18 protein-coding genes are annotated in these 22,843 nt (G+C 65.2%); 9 read left to right on the top strand and 9 right to left on the bottom strand.

Features of this window, described 5'->3' with window-relative positions:
• Nucleotides 1–6 precede the first annotated feature (6 nt).
• Both BMY71_RS09350 and BMY71_RS09345 read right to left on the bottom strand, forming a co-directional pair.
• Nucleotides 7–261 carry a DUF6489 family protein gene (locus BMY71_RS09350; protein WP_011502237.1) on the bottom strand — a complete coding sequence of 85 codons (255 nt, stop codon included), beginning with the start codon at nucleotides 259–261 and terminating at the stop codon, nucleotides 7–9.
• Between the two features lie 228 nt (nucleotides 262–489).
• On the bottom strand, nucleotides 490–1,743 hold the full coding sequence (locus BMY71_RS09345; protein ID WP_092683297.1) for an NAD(P)/FAD-dependent oxidoreductase: 1,254 nt from the start codon (nucleotides 1,741–1,743) through the stop codon (nucleotides 490–492).
• Nucleotides 1,744–1,912: 169 nt separating this feature from the next.
• On the opposite strand from BMY71_RS09345, the gene BMY71_RS09340 reads away from it, so the two are divergent.
• The 5 genes from BMY71_RS09340 to BMY71_RS09320 are packed head-to-tail and all read left to right on the top strand — an operon-like array spanning nucleotide 1,913 to nucleotide 7,472.
• Entirely contained in the window at nucleotides 1,913–3,511 is a 1,599-nt protein-coding gene (locus BMY71_RS09340) for an ABC transporter substrate-binding protein (protein ID WP_092683295.1), read from the top strand.
• Between the two features lie 35 nt (nucleotides 3,512–3,546).
• A complete protein-coding gene (locus BMY71_RS09335) occupies nucleotides 3,547–4,527 on the top strand; it encodes an ABC transporter permease (RefSeq protein ID WP_011502234.1) in 981 nt (326 codons plus the stop codon).
• 11 nt (nucleotides 4,528–4,538) lie between these two features.
• The gene (locus BMY71_RS09330) at nucleotides 4,539–5,498 is read left to right on the top strand and encodes an ABC transporter permease (protein WP_011502233.1); all 960 of its coding nucleotides are present in this window, start codon (nucleotides 4,539–4,541) and stop codon (nucleotides 5,496–5,498) included.
• Between the two features lie 16 nt (nucleotides 5,499–5,514).
• The gene (locus tag BMY71_RS09325) at nucleotides 5,515–6,501 is read left to right on the top strand and encodes an ABC transporter ATP-binding protein (protein WP_011502232.1); all 987 of its coding nucleotides are present in this window, start codon (nucleotides 5,515–5,517) and stop codon (nucleotides 6,499–6,501) included.
• On the top strand, nucleotides 6,498–7,472 hold the full coding sequence (locus tag BMY71_RS09320; RefSeq protein WP_092683293.1) for an ABC transporter ATP-binding protein: 975 nt from the start codon (nucleotides 6,498–6,500) through the stop codon (nucleotides 7,470–7,472). The genes BMY71_RS09325 and BMY71_RS09320 overlap by 4 nt, the downstream gene beginning before the upstream one ends.
• A 126-nt stretch (nucleotides 7,473–7,598) precedes the next feature.
• Here the strand turns inward: BMY71_RS09320 and BMY71_RS09315 are convergent, their stop codons facing one another.
• From BMY71_RS09315 to BMY71_RS09305, 3 genes are all read right to left on the bottom strand, one after another.
• Nucleotides 7,599–10,703 (bottom strand): multidrug efflux RND transporter permease subunit, encoded by a 3,105-nt coding sequence (locus BMY71_RS09315; RefSeq protein ID WP_092683291.1) that lies wholly within the window; start codon nucleotides 10,701–10,703, stop codon nucleotides 7,599–7,601.
• A gap of 140 nt (nucleotides 10,704–10,843) precedes the next feature.
• Nucleotides 10,844–12,037: an efflux RND transporter periplasmic adaptor subunit gene (locus tag BMY71_RS09310; RefSeq protein WP_092683289.1), complete on the bottom strand. Its 1,194-nt coding sequence runs from the start codon at nucleotides 12,035–12,037 to the stop codon at nucleotides 10,844–10,846.
• Complete coding sequence (locus BMY71_RS09305; protein ID WP_092683287.1) at nucleotides 12,038–12,739, bottom strand: TetR/AcrR family transcriptional regulator; 702 nt, start codon at nucleotides 12,737–12,739, stop codon at nucleotides 12,038–12,040. It abuts the gene before it with no gap.
• A gap of 267 nt (nucleotides 12,740–13,006) precedes the next feature.
• Here BMY71_RS09305 and BMY71_RS09300 point away from each other — a divergent pair, with 267 nt between their 5' ends.
• On the top strand, nucleotides 13,007–14,224 hold the full coding sequence (locus BMY71_RS09300) for a cytochrome P450 (protein WP_092683285.1): 1,218 nt from the start codon (nucleotides 13,007–13,009) through the stop codon (nucleotides 14,222–14,224).
• A gap of 53 nt (nucleotides 14,225–14,277) precedes the next feature.
• On the opposite strand, the gene BMY71_RS09295 is transcribed toward BMY71_RS09300, so the two are convergent.
• A complete protein-coding gene (locus BMY71_RS09295; RefSeq protein ID WP_092683283.1) occupies nucleotides 14,278–15,168 on the bottom strand; it encodes a VOC family protein in 891 nt (296 codons plus the stop codon).
• 418 nt (nucleotides 15,169–15,586) lie between these two features.
• On the opposite strand from BMY71_RS09295, the gene BMY71_RS09290 reads away from it, so the two are divergent.
• From BMY71_RS09290 to BMY71_RS09280, 3 genes are all read left to right on the top strand, one after another.
• Complete coding sequence (locus tag BMY71_RS09290; protein ID WP_041805230.1) at nucleotides 15,587–16,480, top strand: sugar kinase; 894 nt, start codon at nucleotides 15,587–15,589, stop codon at nucleotides 16,478–16,480.
• A 370-nt stretch (nucleotides 16,481–16,850) separates the two neighbouring features.
• On the top strand, nucleotides 16,851–17,597 hold the full coding sequence (locus BMY71_RS09285; protein WP_092683281.1) for an SH3 domain-containing protein: 747 nt from the start codon (nucleotides 16,851–16,853) through the stop codon (nucleotides 17,595–17,597).
• 63 nt (nucleotides 17,598–17,660) lie between these two features.
• On the top strand, nucleotides 17,661–18,650 hold the full coding sequence (locus tag BMY71_RS09280) for an SH3 domain-containing protein (protein WP_011502223.1): 990 nt from the start codon (nucleotides 17,661–17,663) through the stop codon (nucleotides 18,648–18,650).
• Nucleotides 18,651–18,668: 18 nt separating this feature from the next.
• Here BMY71_RS09280 and BMY71_RS09275 read toward each other — a convergent pair whose 3' ends face one another.
• The 3 genes from BMY71_RS09275 to BMY71_RS09265 form a co-directional block, all read right to left on the bottom strand.
• Complete coding sequence (locus BMY71_RS09275) at nucleotides 18,669–19,886, bottom strand: NAD(P)/FAD-dependent oxidoreductase (RefSeq protein ID WP_092683690.1); 1,218 nt, start codon at nucleotides 19,884–19,886, stop codon at nucleotides 18,669–18,671.
• Between the two features lie 138 nt (nucleotides 19,887–20,024).
• A complete protein-coding gene (locus tag BMY71_RS09270; RefSeq protein WP_092683279.1) occupies nucleotides 20,025–21,518 on the bottom strand; it encodes a glycosyltransferase family 39 protein in 1,494 nt (497 codons plus the stop codon).
• 7 nt (nucleotides 21,519–21,525) lie between these two features.
• A complete protein-coding gene (locus BMY71_RS09265) occupies nucleotides 21,526–22,659 on the bottom strand; it encodes a glycosyltransferase (RefSeq protein ID WP_092683277.1) in 1,134 nt (377 codons plus the stop codon).
• Nucleotides 22,660–22,843: the final 184 nt, after the last annotated feature.

The raw sequence follows: 22,843 nt of genomic DNA, 5'->3' as shown, positions 1-22,843 counted from the left end.
GGTGGTCTACTTCTTGTCTTTGCTCAGGGAGTTGCCGAGCCCCGCCATGCTCACGAACATATCCTGAAAACGCTCGGCGATCTTCGGATCGAAGGTGAACCAGCTCTGCATCAACGCCTCGGGCGAGACCTTGTCGATGTTGGACAGCATCTGCTGCTGCAGCCTGTCCATCACCGCCGTCTGCATCGGCTGCACGTCCGGCAGGCCAAAAAACGCCCGTGCTTCCTCGGGGGTGCAATCGATCTCGACGTTGACTTTCATGGCCGCTCCAGACTGGCGTTGCGCCTGGAGCCATTCCGGTTCTGATCGACTCAGAGCCGGCGCTCCAGATGATTGATGTGACGCGTCTTCTTCACGCGAACCGGGACCCGCTTCGCTCGAAAACGCTGGAAGTCTCAGCGACGCCCGGCGGAGCATCCTGAACACAACCGCCAGTATCGCCGCGAGTAGCGCTTCGATGCAAGCGATCTGAACCGTGGCGCGCGGCCGTCAGCCGAACCGCTCGACGGCGAAAGGCGTCGGATCAGCAAACGGCTCCTCGCCGGTCATCATCTCGGCCAACAGCCGGCCGGTGACCGGACCGAGCGTCAAGCCATGATGCTGATGGCCGAAATCGAACCACAGCCCGGGGTGGCGCGGGGCCCGGCCGATCACCGGCAGCATATCCGGCAGGCACGGCCGCGCACCCAGCCATGGCTGCTGCTCGATCGCGTCGCCGAGCGGAAACAGATCGCGCGCCATCGATCGGGCCTGATCGACCTGAGCCGGCGAAGGCGGCGCGTCGCGGCGGGCGAACTCCGCGCCGGTGGTGAGCCGGATGCCGCGGGTCATCGGCGCCAGCAGATAACCGCGGTCGGCGTCGAGGATCGGATGCTGCAGCACCGCATTGCCGCGCGAGGTGAAGTGCTGGTGATAGCCGCGCTTGACGCCGAGCGGAATGCGATAGCCGAGCGGCTTGAACACGAGGTCCGACCATGGCCCCAGCGTCACCACCACCTCGCGCGCCGTGATCGGGCCGTCGTCGGTCGTGATCCGCCAGCCGCCGCCCTGCTGCTGCAGCGTGCGCGCATCGCCGCGCGCGAACCGTCCGCCCTTGCGCAACAACAGCGCAGCATAGGCTTTCACCAGCGCGCCAGGATCGGGAATGAAGCCCGGCTCCAGCCAATGGATGGCGCCGGCGAACTTGCCCATCAGACTCGGCTCCCGCGTCGCGATCGCGGTGTGGTCGAGCACGTCGGCGGTGACGCCGAACTGCTTCGCGCGTGCGAGATCGGCGACGCTTTTGTCGAAGGATCGCTCGGCGCGAAACAGCTTGATCCAACCGGTCTTGCGCAACAGCTCCGGCACGCCGGCCTCGGCGATCAAGGCTTCGTGCTCGGCGAGGCTCTGCCGGATCAAAGGCAGCGACGCGCGCGCGGTGCGTGCCGCGCCCTCCGGTGACGACGCCTGAAAATAGCGCAGCAGCCAGGGCAGAAACTCCGGAAGGCCGGACAGCTGATAGCGCACATCTGCCGAGCCGTTAAAGGCGTAGCGCAGCAGATGCCCAAGATCGCGCGGAAACATATAGGGGAATACGGAGGCGACTTCGATCAGCCCGGCATTGCCATAGCTGGTCTCGTCGCCGGCCGCGCTGTTGCGATCGACCAGCACCACATCGCGGCCACGCCGCTGCAAGTGCAGCGCGGCGCCGACACCCACGATTCCGGCGCCGAGCACCAGAACATCAGTTTCGTTTTCTTTCATGAGACACCAAGTTTCATGAAACACCAAGTAAGGGCAGTGTGCCGATTAAGCAAACCGCCGACGCGTTCCACATCCGCAAATTCGCTTGCGCGGTCCGGAAACTCTGGCAACATGACGGCTTCGTTGCAACAGCGTGTCGCGCTTCACTACAATCACGGCCGGAGTCGGAATGACGATTTTGAACAAAACGGGGTTGCTTGCGGCCGCCGCTTGCATCCTCGCCCTCGCCACTCCCGCCTCCGCGCAGACATTGCGCTACGCAAATCAGGGCGACCTCAATTCGCTCGATCCCTACACGCTGAAAGAGACCACGACGATTGCGCATCACGCGCATATCTATGAAGGGCTCATCACCCGCGACAAGGATCTCAAGATCGTTCCGGCGCTGGCGGAAAGCTGGGAAACGCTCGACCCGAAGCACTGGCGCTTCCATCTGCGCAAGGGTGTGAAATTCCACAACGGCAATCCGTTCACCGCGGACGACGTGATCTTCTCCGCCGAACGGGTGCGCGCCAAGGGCTCGAACTATCTCTCCAACGTCCCGTCCGACGCCAAATTCGTCAAGATCGACGACCACACCGTCGACGTGTTGCTCGATACGCCAAATCCCATTCTGGTCTCGCAATGGGACAACTGGTTCATCATGGACAAGGAGTGGTGCACCGAGAACAATTCGGTAGCGCCGACGCCGGCCGCCGCGACGACGCCGAGCTATGCATCGCTGCATGAGAACGGCACCGGTCCGTTCGTGATCGACCTTCATCAACCCGGCGTGAAGACCGTGTTCAAGGCCAATCCGAACTGGTGGGGCAAGCCCGAGCATAATCTCAAGGAAATCGTGTTCACGCCGATCGGCTCGGCCGCGACGCGCGTCGCCGCGCTGCTGTCCGGCGAGGTCGACCTTATCGAGCCGGTGCCGATCCAGGACATCGAGCGCGTCAATGGCAGCGGCACGGCGACGGTGCTGACCGGGCCGGAACTGCGCACGATCTTCCTCGGGATGGATCAGAACCGCGACGAACTGCTGTACTCCAACGTCAAGGGCAAGAACCCGTTCAAGGACATCCGCGTCCGCGAGGCATTCTACAAGGCGATCGACGTCGATCTGATCAAAACGCGGGTGATGCGCGGGCTGTCGACGCCCACGGCGCTGATGATCGCGCCGCAGTTGTTCTCGCTGTCGAACGACTTCACCCGGCCGAAGTCCGACGCCGCGGCGGCGAAGAAGCTGTTGGCCGAGGCCGGCTATCCCGACGGCTTCGAAGTCACGATGGATTGCCCCAACGATCGCTACGTCAACGACGCGGCGATCTGCCAGGCGGCGGTCAGCATGCTGGCGCGGATCGGCGTCAAGGTCGAACTGCTGGCGCAGCCGAAGGCGCAATATTTCGCCAAGGTTCTGAAACCCGGCGGCTTCAAGACCTCGTTCTTCATGCTCGGCTGGACTCCCGCGTCGCTCGACTCGCACGGCGTGCTGCACGACGTCATGGGCTGCGGCAACGACCCGACCGACGCGACCCGCGGCGAAGCCAATCTCGGCGGCTATTGCAACAAGGAGCTCGACGCACTCACCGACAAGGTTCTGATCGAGACCGACCCCGGCAAGCGCGACCAGTTGATCAAGCAGGCATACGAGATCGGCATCAAGGACTATTCGTACATCCCGCTGCACCAGCAGGCGCTGGCCTGGGGCGTGTCGAAAAAGGTGAAGCTGACCCAGCGCGCCGACAATCGGGTGCTGCTGCATTGGGCGACCAAGCAAGATTGAGCGGCGCTGATCACGAGCAACGTTGAAGCGCCGCCATGCTGGCATTCACGCTCCGCCGGATGTTGCAGGCGATCGGGGTCATGATCGTCGTCTGCGCGCTGTCCTTCGCGATGTTCCGCTTCGCCGGCGATCCGGTCAGCCAGATCGTCTCGATCGACACCTCGACGGCCGAGCGCGCCGAAATCCGCAAGTCGCTCGGGCTCGACGACCCAGTGCTGCTGCAGTTCGGCCGCTACTTCGTCAACGCAGCGCAGTTCGACTTCGGCATGTCGTATCGCTTCCGCGAGCCGGTCGCCAAGCTGCTGCTGGAGCGGATGCCGGCGACGCTGGAGCTCGCGACCTGCGCGACGGTGCTGGCGATGACGCTCGGCATTCTGCTCGGGGTCTACACCGCGCTCCGGCGCAACTCCTGGCTGGCCACGCTGATGCAGGCGGTCTCGCTGATCGGCATCTCGCTGCCGACCTTCCTGATCGGCATCCTGCTGATCTATCTGTTCGCGGTGGTGCTGGGCTGGCTGCCGTCCTACGGCCGCGGCGAGACGGTTCGGTTCGGCTGGTGGACCACCGGCCTGCTCACCACATCCGGCCTCAAATCGCTGATCATGCCGTCGATCACGCTCGGCCTGTTCCAGATGACGCTGATCATGCGGCTGGTGCGCGCCGAGATGCTCGAAGTGCTGCGCACCGACTACATCCGCTTCGCCCGCGCCCGCGGACTGACCACCCGCGCCATCCATTTCGGCCATGCGCTGAAGAACACGCTGGTGCCGGTGATCACCGTCGCCGGCCTGCAATTCGGCTCGGTGATCGCCTTCGCGATCATCACCGAGACGGTGTTCCAGTGGCCGGGCATGGGGCTGCTGTTCGTGCAGGCGGTGCAGAACGTCGATATTCCGATCATGGCGGCGTATCTGCTGGTGGTGTCGCTGATCTTCGTCACCATCAATCTGGTGGTCGACATTCTCTACACGCTGGTCGATCCGCGGCTGCGCGCCAGCGCCGCGCGACGGACATAGCGGAGCCGCCGATGACCGAGATGCTCGCGCCCGAGGGCCACGATCCCGCAACGCCGCGCGGCCACTGGCTCGCCCGTGTCGCCGACAGCGATGTGTTCTACGCGTTCCGCCGCTCGCCGCTGGCGATCGGCGCCGCCATCGTCACGTTGCTGTTCTTCGCGGTCGCGATCTTCGCGCCGCTGCTCGCGGTGCAGAACCCGTTCGATCCGGCGCAGCTCGAACTGATGAACTCGCGGATCGCGCCGCTGTGGACCGCCGATGGTCAGGCGCCGTTCCTGCTCGGCACCGACGAACAGGGCCGCGACGTGCTGTCGGCGATCCTGTACGGCCTGCGGATCTCGCTTCTGGTCGGCGTGCTCGGCGTCGGGCTCGCCGCGGCGATCGGCATCGTGCTCGGCCTGATCGCCGGCTATTTCGGCGGCTTCGCCGACACCGTCATCATGCGGATCGCCGACGTCCAGCTCACCTTCCCGGCGATCCTGATCGCACTGCTGATCGACGGCGTGGTGAAGTCGGCGCTCGGCAACAAGCTCGACGAACGCACGATGTTGGCGGTGCTGGTGGTCTCGATCGGGCTGAGCTTCTGGGTGCAATACGCCCGCACGGTGCGCAGCTCGGTGATGGTGGAGCGGACCAAGGACTATGTCGCGGCGGCGCAGCTGATCGGCCTGCCGGCAGCGACGATCATGCGCCGGCACGTGCTGCCGAACACGATGGGCCCGGTGCTGGTGATCGCCACCATCAATCTCGCGCTCGCCGTCCTGACCGAGGCGACGCTGTCGTTCCTCGGCTCCGGAATGCCGGAAACCATGCCCTCGCTGGGCACGCTGATCCGGATCGGCAACAACTATCTGTTCTCCGGCGAATGGTGGGTGATCGCCTTCCCCGGCATCGCGCTCGCGACGTTGATCTTGTCGATCAATCTGCTCGGCGACTGGCTGCGCGATGCGCTCAACCCGAAACTGCGATGATGCGAGGACCGACTCGATGACCGAACCGGTTCTCTCCGTCCGCGATCTGCGGGTCGAATTCGAAAGTCGGCGCGGCGTGCTGCGCGCGATCGACGGCGTCTCGTTCGAGATCGCGCGCGGCGAAGTGCTCGGGGTGGTCGGCGAATCCGGCGCGGGCAAATCAGTGACCGGCGCCGCGGTGATCGGACTGATCGATCCGCCCGGCCGGATCGCCGGCGGCGAGATCAGGCTGTCGGGGCTGCGGATCGACAATGTGCCGGCGGAGGAGCTGCGCAGGATCCGCGGCAAGCGGATCGGCATGATCTTTCAGGACCCGCTGACCAGCCTGAACCCGCTGTACCGGATCGGCGATCAGTTGACCGAAACCATCCGCACCCATCTCGATCTGGCGGCGCCGGCTGCGCGCAAGCGCGCGATCGATCTGCTCGCCGAGGTCGGCATTCCCGCGCCGGAGAAACGCATCGATGCCTATCCGCACGAGTTCTCCGGCGGGATGCGACAGCGCGTGGTGATCGCGCTGGCGATCTGCGCCGAGCCCGAACTGATCATCGCCGACGAGCCGACCACCGCGCTCGACGTCTCGGTGCAGGCGCAGATCATCACGCTGATCAAGCGGCTCGGCCGCGATCACGGCACTGCGGTGATGCTGGTGACCCACGACATGGGGGTGATCGCCGAGACCTGCGACCGCGTCGCGGTGATGTATTCCGGCCGCATCGCCGAGATCGGCCCGGTGCGCGACGTCGTGCAGGAGCCGCTGCATCCCTATGCCAAGGGCCTGATGGGCGCGATCCCGACGCTTGCCGGCGACGCGCCGCGGCTGACGCAAATCCGCGGCGCGATGCCGCGGCTGTCGGCGATCCCGCCGGGCTGCGCCTTCCATCCGCGCTGCGACTTCGCGTTCGAGCGCTGCCGCATCGAACGGCCGGAGCCGCTGGCCCACAGCGCGCAACAGGTCGCCTGCCATCTGTTCGATGCCGGCTCGACGGAGCACGCAGCATGAGCGCGGCGCTGGTCGAGGTCCGGCATCTGCGGCAGGTGTTCGACGTCTCGAAGCCGTGGCTCAACCGCGTGATCGAGGGCGGCAAACCGGAATATCTCAAGGCGGTCGACGGCGTCTCGTTCGAGATCGCGCGCGGCGAAACCTTCGCGCTGGTCGGCGAGTCCGGATCGGGCAAGACCACGGTGGCGCGGATGGTGGTCGGCCTGCTGCAACCGACCTCCGGCCACGTCACGATCGACGGCGTATCGATGAGCGATACGGCGCAGGCCGGCGCACGGCGCAAGCTGCGGCGACGCATCCAGATGATCTTTCAGGACCCCTATGCCAGCCTCAATCCCCGGATGCGGGTCGACGCCATCATTGCCGAACCGATCCGCGCCTTCGATCTGATCCAGGGCAGCGACGACATCCGCGGCCGCGTCGGCGAATTGCTACAGCTCGTCGGCCTGCACCCCGACGACGGGCTGAAATTTCCGCACCAGTTCTCCGGCGGCCAGCGCCAGCGCATCGCGATCGCCCGCGCGCTCGCCTCCGAGGCGGATTTCATCGTCTGCGACGAGCCGACCTCGGCGCTCGACGTCTCGGTGCAAGCGCAGATTCTCAATCTGATGCGCGACCTGCAGGACAGGCTCGGCCTGACCTACCTGTTCATCAGCCACAATCTCGCGGTGGTGCGCCACATGGCGAGCCGGATCGGCGTGATGTATCTCGGCCGCATCGTCGAGATCGCCGAAGGCCGCGAGTTGTTCAGCCGTCCGCAGATGCCGTACACGCGGATGCTGCTCGGCGCGGTGCCGGACCTCGCAATGTCCGGCCGCCAGCGTATCCCGGTGAAAGGCGAAATCCCCAACCCGATCGATCCGCCGACCGGCTGCGCCTTCCACCCGCGCTGTCCCGAAGCCTTCGATCGCTGCCGCGCCGAACGCCCGGAGCTGATCGACGGCGTGGCGTGTCACGCCGTGAATAAATGACCGAGAGCGGATCCGAGGACCGCCTCATCCTACCCAAACTCTCGACCTGATTGCAGCGTCGTCCTTCGAGGCGCGCTGTTACTTGCGCGCCTCGAAGGACGGTCGAGTTCGGAGCTGGAGCGACACTCAGGTCGGCTTCAGCGACGGCGAGGAATGCTCCATCTCGTAGTCCTCGATCTGCTTGGCGCGTTCGGATTCCGACGCCGCGCGATGGTCGGTTCCGATCGCGACATAGACCGCCGGCAGCACGAACAGCGTGAACAAAGTGCCGATCAACATGCCGGACACCACGACGAGGCCGATCGAGAACCGGCTCGCGGCGCCCGCGCCCGAGGCGGTGAGCAGCGGCAGCAGGCCGGTGACCATCGCCGCGGTGGTCATCAGGATCGGCCGCAGCCGGACCCGCGCCGACATCTCGATCGCCGAGCGCTTGTCGAGCCCTTCCTTGAGCTGCAACTCGCGGGCGAACTCGACCATCAGAATGCCGTGCTTACTGATCAGGCCGACCAGCGTCAGCAACCCGACCTGGGTGTAGATGTTGATCGTCGCGACGCCGAAGAACAACGGGATCAGCGCGCCCGAAACCGCCATCGGCACCGAGATCATGATCACCAGCGGATCGCGCAGACTTTCGAACTGAGCGGCCAGCACCAGGAAGATGATGATCAGCGCGAAGCCGAAGGTGATGGCGAGCTGGTTGCCCTCCTGCACATATTGCCGCGCATCGGCGAGATAACTGTGGCTGAAGCCGGACGGCAGGTTCTTGGACTGCTGCTCGAGGAAGTCGACCGCCTGCCCGACCGTCACGCCCGGCATCGGCACCGCCTGGAAGGTGGCGGAATTCAGCTGGTTGAAATGCGTCAGCGCGTTCGGATCGGTGCCGGTCTCGATCGACACCAGCGTCGACAGCGGCACCTGCTGCCCGGTCGAACTCGGCACGTAGTAGCCGTCGAGCGAGTTCGGCGACAGCCGCAGTGCGCGCGGCACCTGCGGGATCACCTGATACGACCGGCCTTCGAGGTTGAATCGATTGGTGTAGTTGCCGCCGAGCAGCGTCGCCAGCGAGCTGCCGATCTGGGCCATCGTGATGCCGAGATCGTTGGCCTTGTTGCGGTCGATCTTCACCCGCACCACCGGCTGGTTGAAGTCGAGGTCGCTGTCGGAGACGATGAACAGGCCGCTCTTGCGCGCGGCGTCCTTCAGCTTGACCATCTCCTCATAGACCGCGCGGAAGCCGGTGGTGGAGTTGATCACCATCTGGATCGGCAGGCCGCCCGGGCCGCCCGGCAGAGACGGCAGGTTGAAGGCGAAGGCGTTGACGCCCTCGATCTTGCTGAGTTCGGCCTGCACCAACGGCTTGAGCTTGAGCGACGAGCGCGTGCGTTCGTCCCACGGCTTCAGCAACATACCGGCGACGCCGTTGTTCGGGCCGGCGGTGCCGTTCAGAATGAAGCGAAGGTCGGTCTCCGGAAACTGCGCGAACGCCTTGTCGAGCTTGTCGCCGTAGAAATCGGAATAGTCGATATTGGCGTATTTCGGCGCCTTGGTCACCGCGAACACGATGCCCTGATCTTCCTCGGGCGCAAGCTCCTTCGCCGTGTTCATGTACATGAACCCGACCAGCCCGAGGATCACCACGGCGAACATCGCGGTGATCGGCCGGTAGTCGAGCGAACGATCGAGCTGGCGTCCGTACCAGCGCGTGGTGGCGCCGAACACCTGATCGACCTTGCGGGCGAACCAGCTCTGGTTCGCCTGATGCTTCAACAGCACCGAGCACATCATCGGCGACAGCGTCAGCGCAACAACGCCGGACACGATCACCGCGCCGGCGAGCGTGAAGGCGAATTCGCGGAACAGCGCGCCGGTGAGACCGCCGAGGAAACCGATCGGCGCGTACACCGCGGCCAGCGTGATCGTCATCGAGATCACCGGGCCGACGATTTCGCGGGCGCCGATCAGCGAGGCCTGGACGGGACTCTTCCCCTCCTCGAGATGTCGATGGATGTTCTCGACCACGACGATGGCGTCGTCGACCACGAGGCCGATCGCGAGCACCATCGCCAGCAGCGTCAACAGGTTGATACTGAAGCCCATCGCCAGCATCGCCGTACAGACGCCGATCAGCGATAACGGGATCGTCACCACCGGGATGATCACCGATCGGAACGAGGCGAGGAACAGGAAGATCACCACGATGACGATCGCCACCGCTTCGATCAGGGTCTTTTCAACCTCGGTGATCGACGAGCGGATGAATCCTGTGGAATCGTAGGCGACCTTCATCTTCAGCGACGGCGGCAGGTTGCGCTCGATCTCGGGGAACAGCTTGCGCACACCACTGACGATGTTCAGAGGGTTGCCTTGCGGCGTCGCCTGGACGCCGATGAAGATCGCGCGGTCGCCGGACAGGGCGACGCTCGAATCGGTGCTCTGCGCGGCCAGCTCCACCGTGGCGACGTCCTGCAATCTGACGAAGCCGCCGTCCTTGGCCTTCACCGTCATCCGCTTGAACTGCTCGACATTCTGCAGGTCGGCGTTGGTACTGACGTTGGAGACCGTGAAATAGCCTTTGGTCTGGCCCGCGGCGGCCTGGAAGTTGTTGGCGCGAATTGCGGCGGCGACGTCGTCGGGCGACACGTTGCGGCCGGCCATCTTCAGCGGATCGAGCCAGACGCGCATGGCAAAGGTCTGGCCGCCGAGAATATCGGCGGAGGCGACACCTTCGACGGTGGACAGAACCGGCTGCACCACGCGGGTCAGATAGTCCGAGATGGCCGACCCCGACAGCTCGGTACTCGAGAAGCCGATATACATCACCGCGGTGGTCTGACCGGTCGATTTGACGATCACCGGGTCGTTGGCTTCCTTCGGGATCAGATATTTGACCGAATTGACCTTGGCGAGCACTTCGGTCAGCGCCTGGTTCGGATCGAAGTTGAGCTTGATGTAGACCGTGATCAGGCTCTGGCCCTGGGTCGAGGACGAGGTGATGTAGTCGACGCCCTCGGCGGAGGCGACCGCCTGCTCGATCGGCGTGGTGATGAAGCCCTGCATCAGGTCCGGCGACGCGCCGGGATACGCCGTGGTGATCGTGACCACGGTGTTCGACAGCTTGGGATACTGGCGGATCGGCAGCGTGGTCGCGGCCCGAAAGCCGATCAGCAAAATCAGCATGCTGACGACGACCGACAGCACAGGCCGCTTGATGAAGATATCGGTGAGGGCCATTCCGGTCGCTCCGTGACGCACCCCTCCCGCGCACGCGGCGGCGCGAGGTTGCGATTTGATCATTGTTTCCGGACGACGCCGATCGCCGGCCGGACAGATTTGTCATCGCCGGGACGCGCAGCGCGCGCCCCGCGCCTCGCTCAGTATCGCGGCGGCTTCGCCGGGATCTGCGGCATCGGATCCTTCGAGATCGCGACCGCGGCGCCGGACTGCAGCTTGAGCTGGCCGACCGCGACGACGCGATCGCCGGCCTTCACGCCGCTGAGGATCACGGCGCGGCCGTTGACCCGGTCACCGGTGCGAACGAAGGTCCGCACCGCGGTGAGATTGACCTTGCCGTCCTCGGCCTTCTCCTCGTGGATGAGGAAGACGGAGTCGCCGTACAGCGTGTAGTCGACCGCGGTTTCCGGAACGGTGACCACCGCCGGCTTCTCCGGCAGCACCACCGTCGTGGTCGCGAACATGCCCGGCTTCAGGATCTTCTCGGGATTCTCCAGCGTGCCCTGAACCCGGATGTTGCGGGTGTCGGAGCTGATCTGCGGCTCGATCGTGGTGATCTTGCCTTCGAACACCTTGCCCGGATAGGCGTCGACCGAGACGCGAACGACCTGCCCGACCTTCAGCGTGCCGCTGTCCTTTTCGGTCACGGTGAAGTTCGTATAGACCCGCGACAGATCCGTCAGCGTGACGATCTGGGTGCCGGCGGTGAGATACTGGCCGACCTCGACGCGACGCACGCCGAGCACGCCGTCGAACGGCGCCCGCACCAGCTTCTGGGAGATCACCGCTTCGGTTCGCGCGATGCCGGCACTGGCCTGATCGAACGACGCCTGGGCCTGATCGACGGTCGCCTGCGGTCCGAACTGCCGCGCGGCGAGCTGCTTGGCGCGGTCGAGCGACAGCTCGGCCACCTTCGCCTGCGCCCTGAAATTGGCGAGGTCGGCCTGCTCCGGCGCATCGTAGAGCTGCAACAGCTTGCTGCCGGCTTTCACCTCGGCGCCCGCGGTGAACAGGATATCGGTGATACGGCCGTTGACGTCGGAGGTGACGTTGACCTGGTGCACGGCGGCGAGATCGCCGACCGCGGTCAGCAGATTGGGCACCACCTCGGCGTTCGCCTCGGCGACCGACACCGTAATCGGCGGCGGTTTGTTGTTGGCGAAGAACTGCGCGATCATGTGGCTGCGGAAGGCGTTGAAGCCGACCAGCCCGCCGACGAGCAGCGCCAGCAGCAACCCGACGATGATGATCCATCGGGTCATCCGCACCGGGCGGGGACGCGGCTTTTCGGGGGTCGACCGCGCGGCGGACGGGTTTTCTGTCGCAATCGTCATCTATGCACTCTCTGTCGTTTCCGCGCGCGTCTGTTCGGGCGAAAGCTCGCGATCCAGATGGGCGGCAATTACGTCGTCGTTCAGTCCAATTCCACGCAAAATAAATTCACAGGTCTGACGCTCGAGATCGGCCGCGTCGCCGTACCCCAGGCACGGCGGCGACGGCAGCCGCGTCAGCGCCGTCATCACCAGCATATGGTGCGCGAACCAGAACAGGTTCAACGGCTGCTGCCCAACCCGCGTCGCCTCGCCCGCCGCCACCGCGCGATCGAGCGACGCTGAGAACTTCGGCCCGATCAGACCGGAGACCTTCTCGAACACCAGCCGGGCGAATTCGCCATCGTCGAGCTGGCTCGTGACCAGAAGCCGCAACCGTTGCGCCTCCTCCTGCTCCGGTCGATCCGAAACATGCAGGAAATACGCGACCATATTGCGAACAACCACGACCAGCGTTTCGGTCGAGGGCGGCAGATCGAGCAGGTGAATCAGCCCGGGGTCGGCCTCGCACTCGTCCGCCAGAATCTCGGCGTAAAGCGCCGATTTGCTCGGAAAATGCTTGAACAGCAACCCTTCCGAGATCGAAGCCGCGGTGGCGACGCTCTTGGTCGTGGTCCCGGCAAAGCCGTTTCGGGCAAAACACCGCTTCGCCGCGCCCAGAATCAATTCCCGGCGCAGATCGCGCGTCATTCGCAATGAACTCATGTTTGTGAGTAGTCACTCACCCGCCGGGTTGTCAATTGTGTGTCGCTGCGATGCACTAAATCGTGAGCGTTGAAATTGCCACAAGGCTGCCTCTTCACACGCAGTCAGGGTCAATAAAGTCGAAACTGGTTGAACGGCGGTCGCCCGCAAAGGCCGGGAGGGGGCCGATCCGGCGAGACCTGCCGCGCGCCACCGCGCGCGCTCTCTGTCAGCGCCCGGTATCCACGTCGCCGCAAAACGATCTATAAAGAGAAAAACGGGAATGACATGGAAACGGCTCCGATCGAGTTGGCGGCGGCGTTCGATCTCGAACGGCTGACGCGCGATTTCTACGACGATCCCTACCCCACCTATCACGCCCTGCGGACGCACGAGCCGATCAAGCGGTTGCGCAATGGCGGCTATTTCCTGACCCGCTACGACGATCTGGTCGAGGTCTACAAGAACACCACGCTGTTCAGCTCCGACAAGAAGCGCGAGTTCGCGCCGAAATACGGCGACTCCCTGCTGTTCGAGCACCACACCACCAGCCTGGTGTTCAACGATCCGCCCGCGCACACCCGGGTGCGACGGCTGATCACCGGAGCGCTGTCGCCACGCGCGATCGCCGGGATGGAGCCGGACCTGATCGCGCTGGTCGACCGGCTGCTCGATCGGATGGCGGCCAAAGGCACGGTCGATCTGATCGAAGACTTCGCCGCCGCCATCCCGATCGAGGTCATCGGCAATCTGCTCGGCATCCCTCATGACGAGCGTGGCCCGCTCCGCGACTGGTCGCTGGCGATTCTGGGTGCGCTGGAGCCGGTGATCGGGCCGGAAACCTTCGCGCGCGGCAATGATTCGATTCGCGACTTCATCGCCTATCTCGAAACCCTGATCGCGCGGCGCCGCGCCAATCCCGGCGATCCGGAGCGCGACGTGCTGACGAAGCTGATCCAGGGCGACGGCGGCGGAGAGCGATTATCTGCCGGGGAGCTGCTGCACAACTGCATCTTCCTGCTCAACGCCGGGCACGAGACCACGACCAATTTGATCGGAAACGGTCTGGTCGCGCTCGCGGCCCACCCCGCGGAGAAGCAACGGCTGATCGCGCAGCCGGGGCTGGTGCGGACCGCGGTCGAGGAAATCCTGCGCTACGAGAGTTCGAACCAGCTCGGCAACCGCATCACGACGGCCGACGTCGAGATCGGCGGCGTGGCGATGCCGGCGAACACGTCGCTGACGCTGTGCATCGGCGCCGCCAACCGCGACCCGGAGCACTTCCCCGATCCCGACAGATTCGACGTCGCGCGGTCGCCGAACCGGCACCTCGCCTTTGCGACGGGACCGCATCAATGCGCCGGGATGGCGCTGGCGCGGCTCGAGGGCGCGATCGCGCTCCGGCGGTTTCTGGCGCGTTTCCCGAACTATGCGCTCGCCGGCGCGCCGACGCGTGGCGGACGCGTGCGGTTTCGCGGCTATCTGCAGGCGCCGTGCCGGATTTAGCACGCCGCAAGAGCGGCGCGGTCTTGCAGGCCGCAGACGCGCCGCGACGCCTGCTACGTCCGCGCAATCTCGACCAGAAGGGTCGGGATGTGGCAGGTGCCGCTGCGCACCGTGACCACGCGCGTCCCCGGCTTGCGGCCGGCGCGCGGCACGGTCACCGTGACGCCGGCGTCGATCAGACGCGCGCGGGCGGCGTCGAGATCGTCGACGCGCCAGCTGATGCCCCACAATTTGTCATTGTCGGCGTCGGAGCCTGCCACCGGCCGGTGAACCACTTCGACGGTGAGATCGCCGCAGCGGAAGAACATCAGCCGACCCCACTCCTGGTGCGAACGGTCGAGCGCCATGTCGAGCCCAAGCCGCGAGCCGTACAGCGCCGCCGCGCGCTCCGAATCGGTGGTCGAGATCACGATATGATCCATCGCGGTGGCGGGCGCCGGCGCGGTCACCTCGGAATGAGGACGCTCGGCGTCGAGTTCGAGAAAGAACAGCCGCACGCCGCGGGTGAGATGGGTCGCAGCACGCGTCCGCTTCCAGGTCAGCGTCGCGCCGGTCTGGGTGTCGCTCGCCTCGACCTCAGCCACCGGATCGGGCTGCATCGCCAGCCGCTCCAGCCTGCGATGCATCCGGCCGATGTCGGAGACGCGGAAGCACAGGCTTGCCAGCCCCTCGCCCTGCAGCTTGATCACGGTGCGGATGCGATCAGCGTTGCCGCCTGCGCCGGCCGGCGCCATCAGTTCGAGCGACATGTTGTCGAGCGTGAACAGCACGTTTTGCGAGCCGTCGCCGGCACCATGCCAGGCCGGCGCGCGCCCGAGCAGCGTCCGATAGGCTGCGACCGCGGCCGGCAAGTCGCTGACCAGAACGACGAGGTGATCGATCGCCGTGATCGCCGGGCGCCGATCCGATGGCCCGTCCTCTGTCTTGCGCTCTTCGCCGCTCATCGCAACCGCCCTCGCATGTCCTTCGCCGCCGCCCTGACTTGACGCGCCTCCTCACCCCCGATCATCGTCGCTGTGGCGGGCAGGCCCTGTCGCGCTCGCGAGGATCGGATATTCGCGGCGCGTTGCCCAGTTCGTCCGATCCCCGGCCCGGCCGGTCTGCGGCCAAGGCTTCGCTGGGAAAGGCCCGGCTTAAGCCACCAACTCGAACTGGACCGGAATCGATCGACACGTCTCTCCTCACTGCTCTCCCCTTTGGGCACTCCGACCGGAACAAGGCAGCGCGCGCCTGGTTGTGATCGGATTTTCAGCGAAAGGCCTATCCCAACCCCTTCATCGTTGCGAATTATTTTAGCGAATGGCCTGCAGGAAGCAGTGCTATTGTCTTCAAGCCGGAACAGCCCCGCAGTACGGAACGCTCATGCACGCACTTTTCATCGGACAAACCTATATCGACGTCACCTTCATCACCGACCATCTGCCGACCGGCGACGAAAAACATGTGGCGTCCGACTACGCGGTGTCATTCGGCGGCAACGCGGTGACCGCGGCGTTCTGCTGCGCCAAGCTCGGGATCGTGCCCGACCTGATCGCCACCGTCGCCAATGACTGGCTGGGGCGGATGTTTCAGGACATGAGCGCCAAATACGGGATCGAGATCCATCCGCGCAAGGTCGCCTCCTCGTCGCTGTCCTTCATCATGCCGAAGGACGGCAAGCGCGCTATCGTGCGCTGCCGCGACGACGACCACATCCATCCGTTCCCGCTGCTCAACCTCGGCAATTGCCGCGCGCTGCATGTCGACGGCCATCAGCCCGACGCCGCGATCCACTACGCCAAGCTGTGCCGCGAGAGCGGCATCCTGACCTCGCTCGACGGCGGCGGGCTGCGCACCAATACGCACGAGCTGCTGGAGTTCATCGACGTCGCCATCGTCGCCGAGCGGCTCTGCGAACAGATGGACATGACGTCAGATCAGATGCTCGATTATCTGAAAGCACGCGGCTGCAAGGTCGGCGGTGTCACGCAAGGCGAGCGCGGTCTCCTCTGGTACGACGAGACGGGCACGGTGCACACACTGCCCGCGCTACCGGTCCCCCGCGAGCGCGTGCTCGACACCAACGGCGCCGGCGACGTCTTTCACGGCGCCTACGTGTTCTCGTATCTCAACAGCCCCGAGAAGAGCTGGCAGCAGCACTTCGAGTTCGCCCGCGCCGCTTCGACCTACAAGATTCAGAAGCTCGGCAACGAAGCCGGGCTGCCGGCCATCGCTGATATCGAAGCGGTGCAGCGCGAGTTCGCGGCCGCGGCCTGATCCGGACGGTGCGACGCAACACAAACCAAAACGGCGACGCCGGCTTGACGCGTAGATCACCGTTGAGTCGGCCGTCGAATTGAGTTAAACTCAGTTCGATATTATAGTCGTGTCGCTCTTTTTTTAGCCGTTGATAGCAACCGCGCCCGATGTCGCGGTCGATCAGCTTACGAGACGATCAGCTTACGAGACGATCAGCACATAGGCTGATTTTCGATTTTCTGATAAGCAGACTATTCCAACGAATACGTGACCTCAGATTACAGAAACGACTGAATACACGCACGGCGCATGTGGCGCGCCGGGCGGACAGATTTTTCGATTGGACCAAATTTTATAGTCACCATCGAATTTCATCGAGGGCGAGCGCATGACCATTTTCACAGGTCCTCCATCGAGCGCGATCCGGAACAAACCGATCTCCGAACAACTCAAACGCGTGCTCGCCTCTGCGGCGCAATCTGCGGGGATCGACACCATCATCATCACCTCCGGCGGACAGGACGTGCTCGGCGATGGTCCGCGCCGCACCGGCTCGACGCGCCACGACCGCGGGCGAGCCGCCGATCTGCAACTGGTGGTTCGCGGAACGACGCTCAGTTTCACCAACCAATCGGCTCCGGCTGCGATGCTGGCCTTCATCGAGGCCGCCGCCGCCGCCGGAGCCACCGGCATCGGCGCGGGCGTCGACTACATGGGCCCGCGCACGATTCACGTCGGCTTCGGAAAATCGATCGACGACCATGAGACGCTGACATGGGGGGCCAACGGCAGTTCGAGAAATGCGCCGCAATGGCTGCGCGACGCCGCCGAAGCCGGCTGGGGAGCACCGGCGGCGCTTGCCGACTCCGACGTCGCCGCCTCCGACCTTGCCGGTGCGGAGACGCCCGGCCGCTACGCGGTCATCGCGCGAACCGGCCTGAAGCTGCGCGGTGGTCCGGGGCCCGATTTCGGCTCCGAGAAGACCCTTCCGTTGGGCACCGAATTGACGGTGACCCAATTCGGCGGGGCATGGGCGTGCGTCGACGTCGAAGGCGACGGCGTGCTCGACGGCTACGTCTTCGCGTCGTTTCTCGCGCCCGTCGTTTCGGACCACGCCGAGGGCGGCGTCGCTTAGCGGCGCGCAGTCTCGATCGGGTCGAAGATCATTCCGAGACATCAATTTGCAACGGAGTTCGCAATGCCTACGACCGACGACATGCGATGGTTCAAGCAGCAGTTCCGCAACCAGATCGAAGCGGCTTTGCCCGGCACGCCGCTCGACGTCGATATGATCACCGCGATCGCCTGTCAGGAAACCGGCTACATCTGGTCGGCGCTCCGCAAGAAATCACTGCCGATCCCGCGCATCCTGGCGCTGTGCGTCGGCGATACGATCGACTACCAGGGCCCGGGGAGAGGCCGACAGGCGTTCCCCCGCTCGAAGGATTCGCTGATTGCCGAGGCGAACGGCCGCCGGATGTTCGATATCGCCCGCGGCGCGCTCGAAGACATGGCGGCCTATATTCCCGGCTATCGGGGCGCCGTCGCCAATCCCGACAAATTCTGTCACGGCTTCGGCGTTTTCCAGCGTGACCTGCAGTTTTTCAGGAACGACCCGAACTACTTCCTCGACCGGCGCTACGAAGACTTCGGCGACACGCTGGCACAATGCCTCGGCGAACTGCGCCGCGGCTTGAAGAAGCTCGGCTTCGAATCCCGCAGCAGCCTCAGCGATCTCGAATTCGCATCCGTCGCCATCGCTTACAACACCGGCGGCTACAATCCTGCGCGGGGATTGAAGCAAGGCCATTTCGATGGTCAGAAATATTACGGAGAGCATATTTTCGACTACCTGACCACGTCGCGCGGCGTCCATGTCGAAGGTGTCGACGCGGCGGGCGCTGCTGCGACCGGGGCCGGCGCCGCGGCGCTGGTTCCCGGCCGTTACGCGGTGATCGCCCGCGGCGGCCTGAAATTGCGCGGCGGGCCCGGCGTCGGCTTCAATTCGGAGAGAACGCTGGCGTTGGGCGCCGAACTCACCGTCGTCGCGACCGGCGCGACGGACCCGGCCTGGGCCCAGGTCGATATCGAGGGCGACGGGGTGCTCGACGGCTACGTCTTCGCCAGCTTTCTCGCGCCGCTCGAACAACATGCGCTGCTGAACGAGCAGGCCCCCGAGCCCGCGTGAGCGAGCCGGAAGGGCGGACTACGCGATCGCCTTCTTCAGGTCGAAGGTGAGATCGGCGGCTTGCTCCGGCGTGATCGACTTGTCGAGCGGCAGGATCTTGCGGCCGAACACGTGGTCGGCGGCGCGATTGACCGACTCGACGCCGATCAACTTGCCGTCCTTGTAACAGAACGCCGAGAACGAGCGCTCGGTGACGCTGCCGCGCACCGCGACGCTGTCGAAACCGGCGGTGAGGCCCGCGATCTGCAGCTTGTCGTCGCCCTGATCGGACCAGAACCACGGATAGCCGTCATAGGTCTTCGGCTCGCCGGTGAGCCGCGACGCGACGCAGCGCGCCTGATCGGTGGCATTCTGCACCGACTCCAGCCGCATCACCTCGCCGAACCGCACGCTGTTGAACAACGCGCAATCGCCGATCGCCGAGATGTTCGGATCCTCGGTGAGGAGCTGCTCGTCGACGATGATGCCCGACGCGGTCGGCAGCCCGGCCGCCGATGCCAGCTCGACATTCGGGATCACGCCGACGCCGACCACGACCAGATCGCACGGCAGCGTGCGGCCGTCGCTGAGCGCCACGCCGCTGACGTGGCCGTCCTTGCCTTCGATCTCGGTGGCGCGCACACCGTAATGGATGCGGATGCCCGCCGCGGTGTGGCGGTCGTGGAAGTAGCTCGAGATTTCCGGCGTGACCGCGCGCGCCATCACCCGCGGGGCGAGCTCGACGACGTCGACCTCCATGCCCTTGCCGCGGGCGGTGGCGGCGAATTCCAGACCGATGAAGCCGGCGCCGATCACCACGACGTGCTTCTTTTCCGGCATCCGCTGGCGCACCATTTCGCTCTCGTCGAGCGTGCGCAGATACAACACGTCGTCGAGCGTCGCGTTCGGCACGTCGAGCTGGCGGTTGCGTGCGCCGGTGGCGAGCACCAGATGGCCGTAGTCGATCGCTTCGCCGGAGGCGAGCAGCAGCTTGCGGGCGGCGCGATCGATCGACACTGCACGATCCGAGATCAGCTCGATGGTCTGGTCCTGGAAGAACTTCTCCGGCCGGAACATCAGCGAGTTCGGATCGCCACCGCTCTTGAGATAGGCCTTCGACAGCGGCGGCCGCTGATACGGCAGATGCTTCTCGTCGTTGATCAGCGCGATGCGACCGGTGTACTTGGCCTGGCGCAGCGAGACGGCGACCTGAAATCCGGCGTGTCCGGCTCCAGCAATCAAGACCGTGTCGTTCATCATGTCACTCGTGTCGTTGGAAATGGCGCGGCGCGCGCCCGGCGGGCGGAGAATGCGGCAGCCTCTAGCACAAACGAAACCGACTGGGCAGCGTGCCAGATCAAGGGTTTAGACTAAAGTACCGGCCGCGGGCCGGCTTCAATAGACCGGAGGCGAATTGTCGAGCACGTCGCGCTTGGCGCCTTCGAGAATGTCCAGTTCCAGCGTGTCGACCAGCAGCGGCCCCCGCCTGCGCTCGACCGCGCCGACCTTCTCGATCCGGCTGAACGTCGCCCGCAGCGCCGGATGGGCGGCGGCATTGGTCTCGCCGACCAGCAGCAGCTTGCCCGCGAGCTGCTCCGGGGTCGGCGGCGGCACTGCGAGCCAGCGATAGCGCTCGTTGCGCTGCGCGACGCAGGTGCCCTTCGGCAGATAAAACGCCAGCCAGGCCGTATTACCGTAATCATTGGCGAGCACGCAGGTCGCCCCGGTCCGTTCCCGCACGGCTGCGATCTCGGCGGCGATCTGCGGGAAGCCGACGCCGACCGCGCGCACGCTGGCGTCGCGGCGATGGCCGGTCAGCACGCCGGTGTTGGCCTGGACCACGACCAGCACGAACATCACCACGCCGACCGGTGCGGCCCAGCGGATGCAGACATCGACCACGCGCCGCGCCCGCTTGCCCCATGGCGCGAAGGTCGCGGCGACAGCGCCGGCCACCGCGAAGGCAGGATACAGCGCGCTGAGCCAATTTCCCTCGACCCGATCGTGCGTCGCCTGCCAGGCGAAATACAGCGCGATGGTCCAGACGATCGCGCTGATCAGCACACGCGCGCCAGCCGCGCCGGCGCCGCGCGCCAACGCGTACAGCCCCATCAGGCCGAGGATGTAGACCAGCGGCGTCGCGAGCACGAACTGGGTCGGGACCAGTTCCAGCAGATAGCCCGGGTTGAAGCCCTCGACCTTGGCGCGGCCGAACTGCTTGACGAATGAAATCCACTGGTGATCGGCATTCCACAGCACCACCGGCGAAAACATCGCAAAGGCGATCAGGCCGCCGAGATAGGGCCACGGCGACAGCAGCCAGCGCCGCTGTTCCGGCACCCACAACAACCAGATCAAGATCGCCGGGCCGAAGAACAAGGCGGTGTATTTCGACAGCAGTCCGGCGCCGACCGCGACGCCGACCGCAAGCCACCACGCGCCTTTTCCGGACGACAGCACCTGCGCGAGGGCATAGAGCACGAAGGCAGACGCAGCCAGCAGCGGCGCATCCGGCGTCACGATCACGGTGCCGATCGAGACCATCATCGTGGCATTGAGCAGCAGCGTCGCATGGGACGCGAGGCGCCCGCCGCCGAACAGCAATTCCGCAGAGCGCCAGGTCGCCCAGCTCATCGGCAACGCCAACAACACCGAGATCAGCCGGACGCCGAATTCGGTGTCCCCGGCGATCAGCGTGCCGAGCCGGATCACCAAGGCGACCATCGGCGGATGATCGAAATAGGAGGCGGCGAGATGCTTCGACCAGGTCCAGTAATAGGCTTCGTCGAAGGTCAGCGGCGTCACCGCCGCGGCGACGAGGCGCAGCGCCACCATGGCGGCGACGGCCAGAGCGGTGCCGCCGACGAAACGTCGCGCCGTCATCGTCATCGCCGCATCAACGCTTGCGCCAGACGAACAGGCCCGACATCGCGTAGTTCCAGACCACGCCCATCACCGCGCCCGCCGCGCCCGCCAGCCACCAGGTGATGTGCTCGTTGTACACCGCGAAGGCGACGCCGACATTGGCGATCAGACCGACGCCGCACACCAAGTAGAACAACAGCAGCCCGCGCAGGATCGCAAAACCCTTCAGTCGTTGATCGCGATAGGTCAGAAAATTGTTGAGGATGAAGTTGCTGGTCATCGCCACCGCCGCCGCCGCCCCCTGCGCCTCGGCGAACGGCTGCTCGAACACCTTCAGCACCAGATATAGCGTCAGGAAATGGACGACGACGCCGGTCGAACCGACCAGCGCGAACAGGATGAAGCGCAGCGACAGGATGTCGTTGCTGTATTTCGCCAGCACCAGACCGAGGAAATCCAGCGCCACCATCGAGTCGAGCTTGCTCTCGCCGTGCAGCCGCGAGCCGAACGTGAAAGGCACCTCCACGGTCCGCAGGGTGCCCTGCCCGGTGGCGACGATGTCGAGCAGGATCTTGAAGCCCTGGGTCGAAAGCTGCGGCGCAAGCTGTTCGAAGCGGTCGCGGCGGATCATGAAGAAGCCGCTCATCGGATCGGCGATCTCGACCTTCAGCACCTTGCGCGCCACCGCGGTGGCCAAGGCGCTGAAACCCGCGCGCTGCCGGTCGAAGCTGTCGGCGCTGCCGCCGGCGATATAGCGGCTGCCGACCACGAGATCGGCGGCGCCACGCTCCAGCAGGTCGAGCATTTTCGCGAGCTGGGTTTCGTCGTGCTGCAGGTCGGCGTCCATCACCGCCGCGAACGGCGCGCTGGCGGCGAGGATGCCCTCGATGCAGGCGCCCGAGAGGCCGCGCCGCCCGATCCGCCGGATGCAGCGCACCCGCGGATCGCGCAAGGCCAGTTCGCGCACCACCTGCCAGGTGCCGTCGGGAGAATTGTCATCGACATAGATGACTTCCCACGCCACGCCCGCGAGCGCCGCCTCCAGCTTGCGGAACAGCACCTCGACATTGTCGCGTTCGTTGAAAGTCGGAACGACAACGGACAACTGCAGCGCAGCCGATGGCTGCACGCGCGTTCCGGCGACCGCTGGGCTGGCTTGCGTCATGGCGCCAGCGTATATCGAGGCTCATGGACGCTGCCAAGCAGCGTTCCGCCACAAATATCCAGCGGGAAACGGAAAACGGGTGGGAAACGGGGCGGCCAGTGGCTCAAAAAGCGGCTCAAAAAGCGAACTCGAGCAGCCACAACCAGAAAGCCGCACTCAAAAGCTAACGACCACGAACAACAGG

Source organism: Rhodopseudomonas pseudopalustris (assembly GCF_900110435.1).
GTDB lineage: Bacteria > Pseudomonadota > Alphaproteobacteria > Rhizobiales > Xanthobacteraceae > Rhodopseudomonas > Rhodopseudomonas pseudopalustris.
The sequence above is the reverse complement of the archived record's forward strand: the minus strand, read 5'-3'. Positions and strand labels throughout refer to the sequence as shown.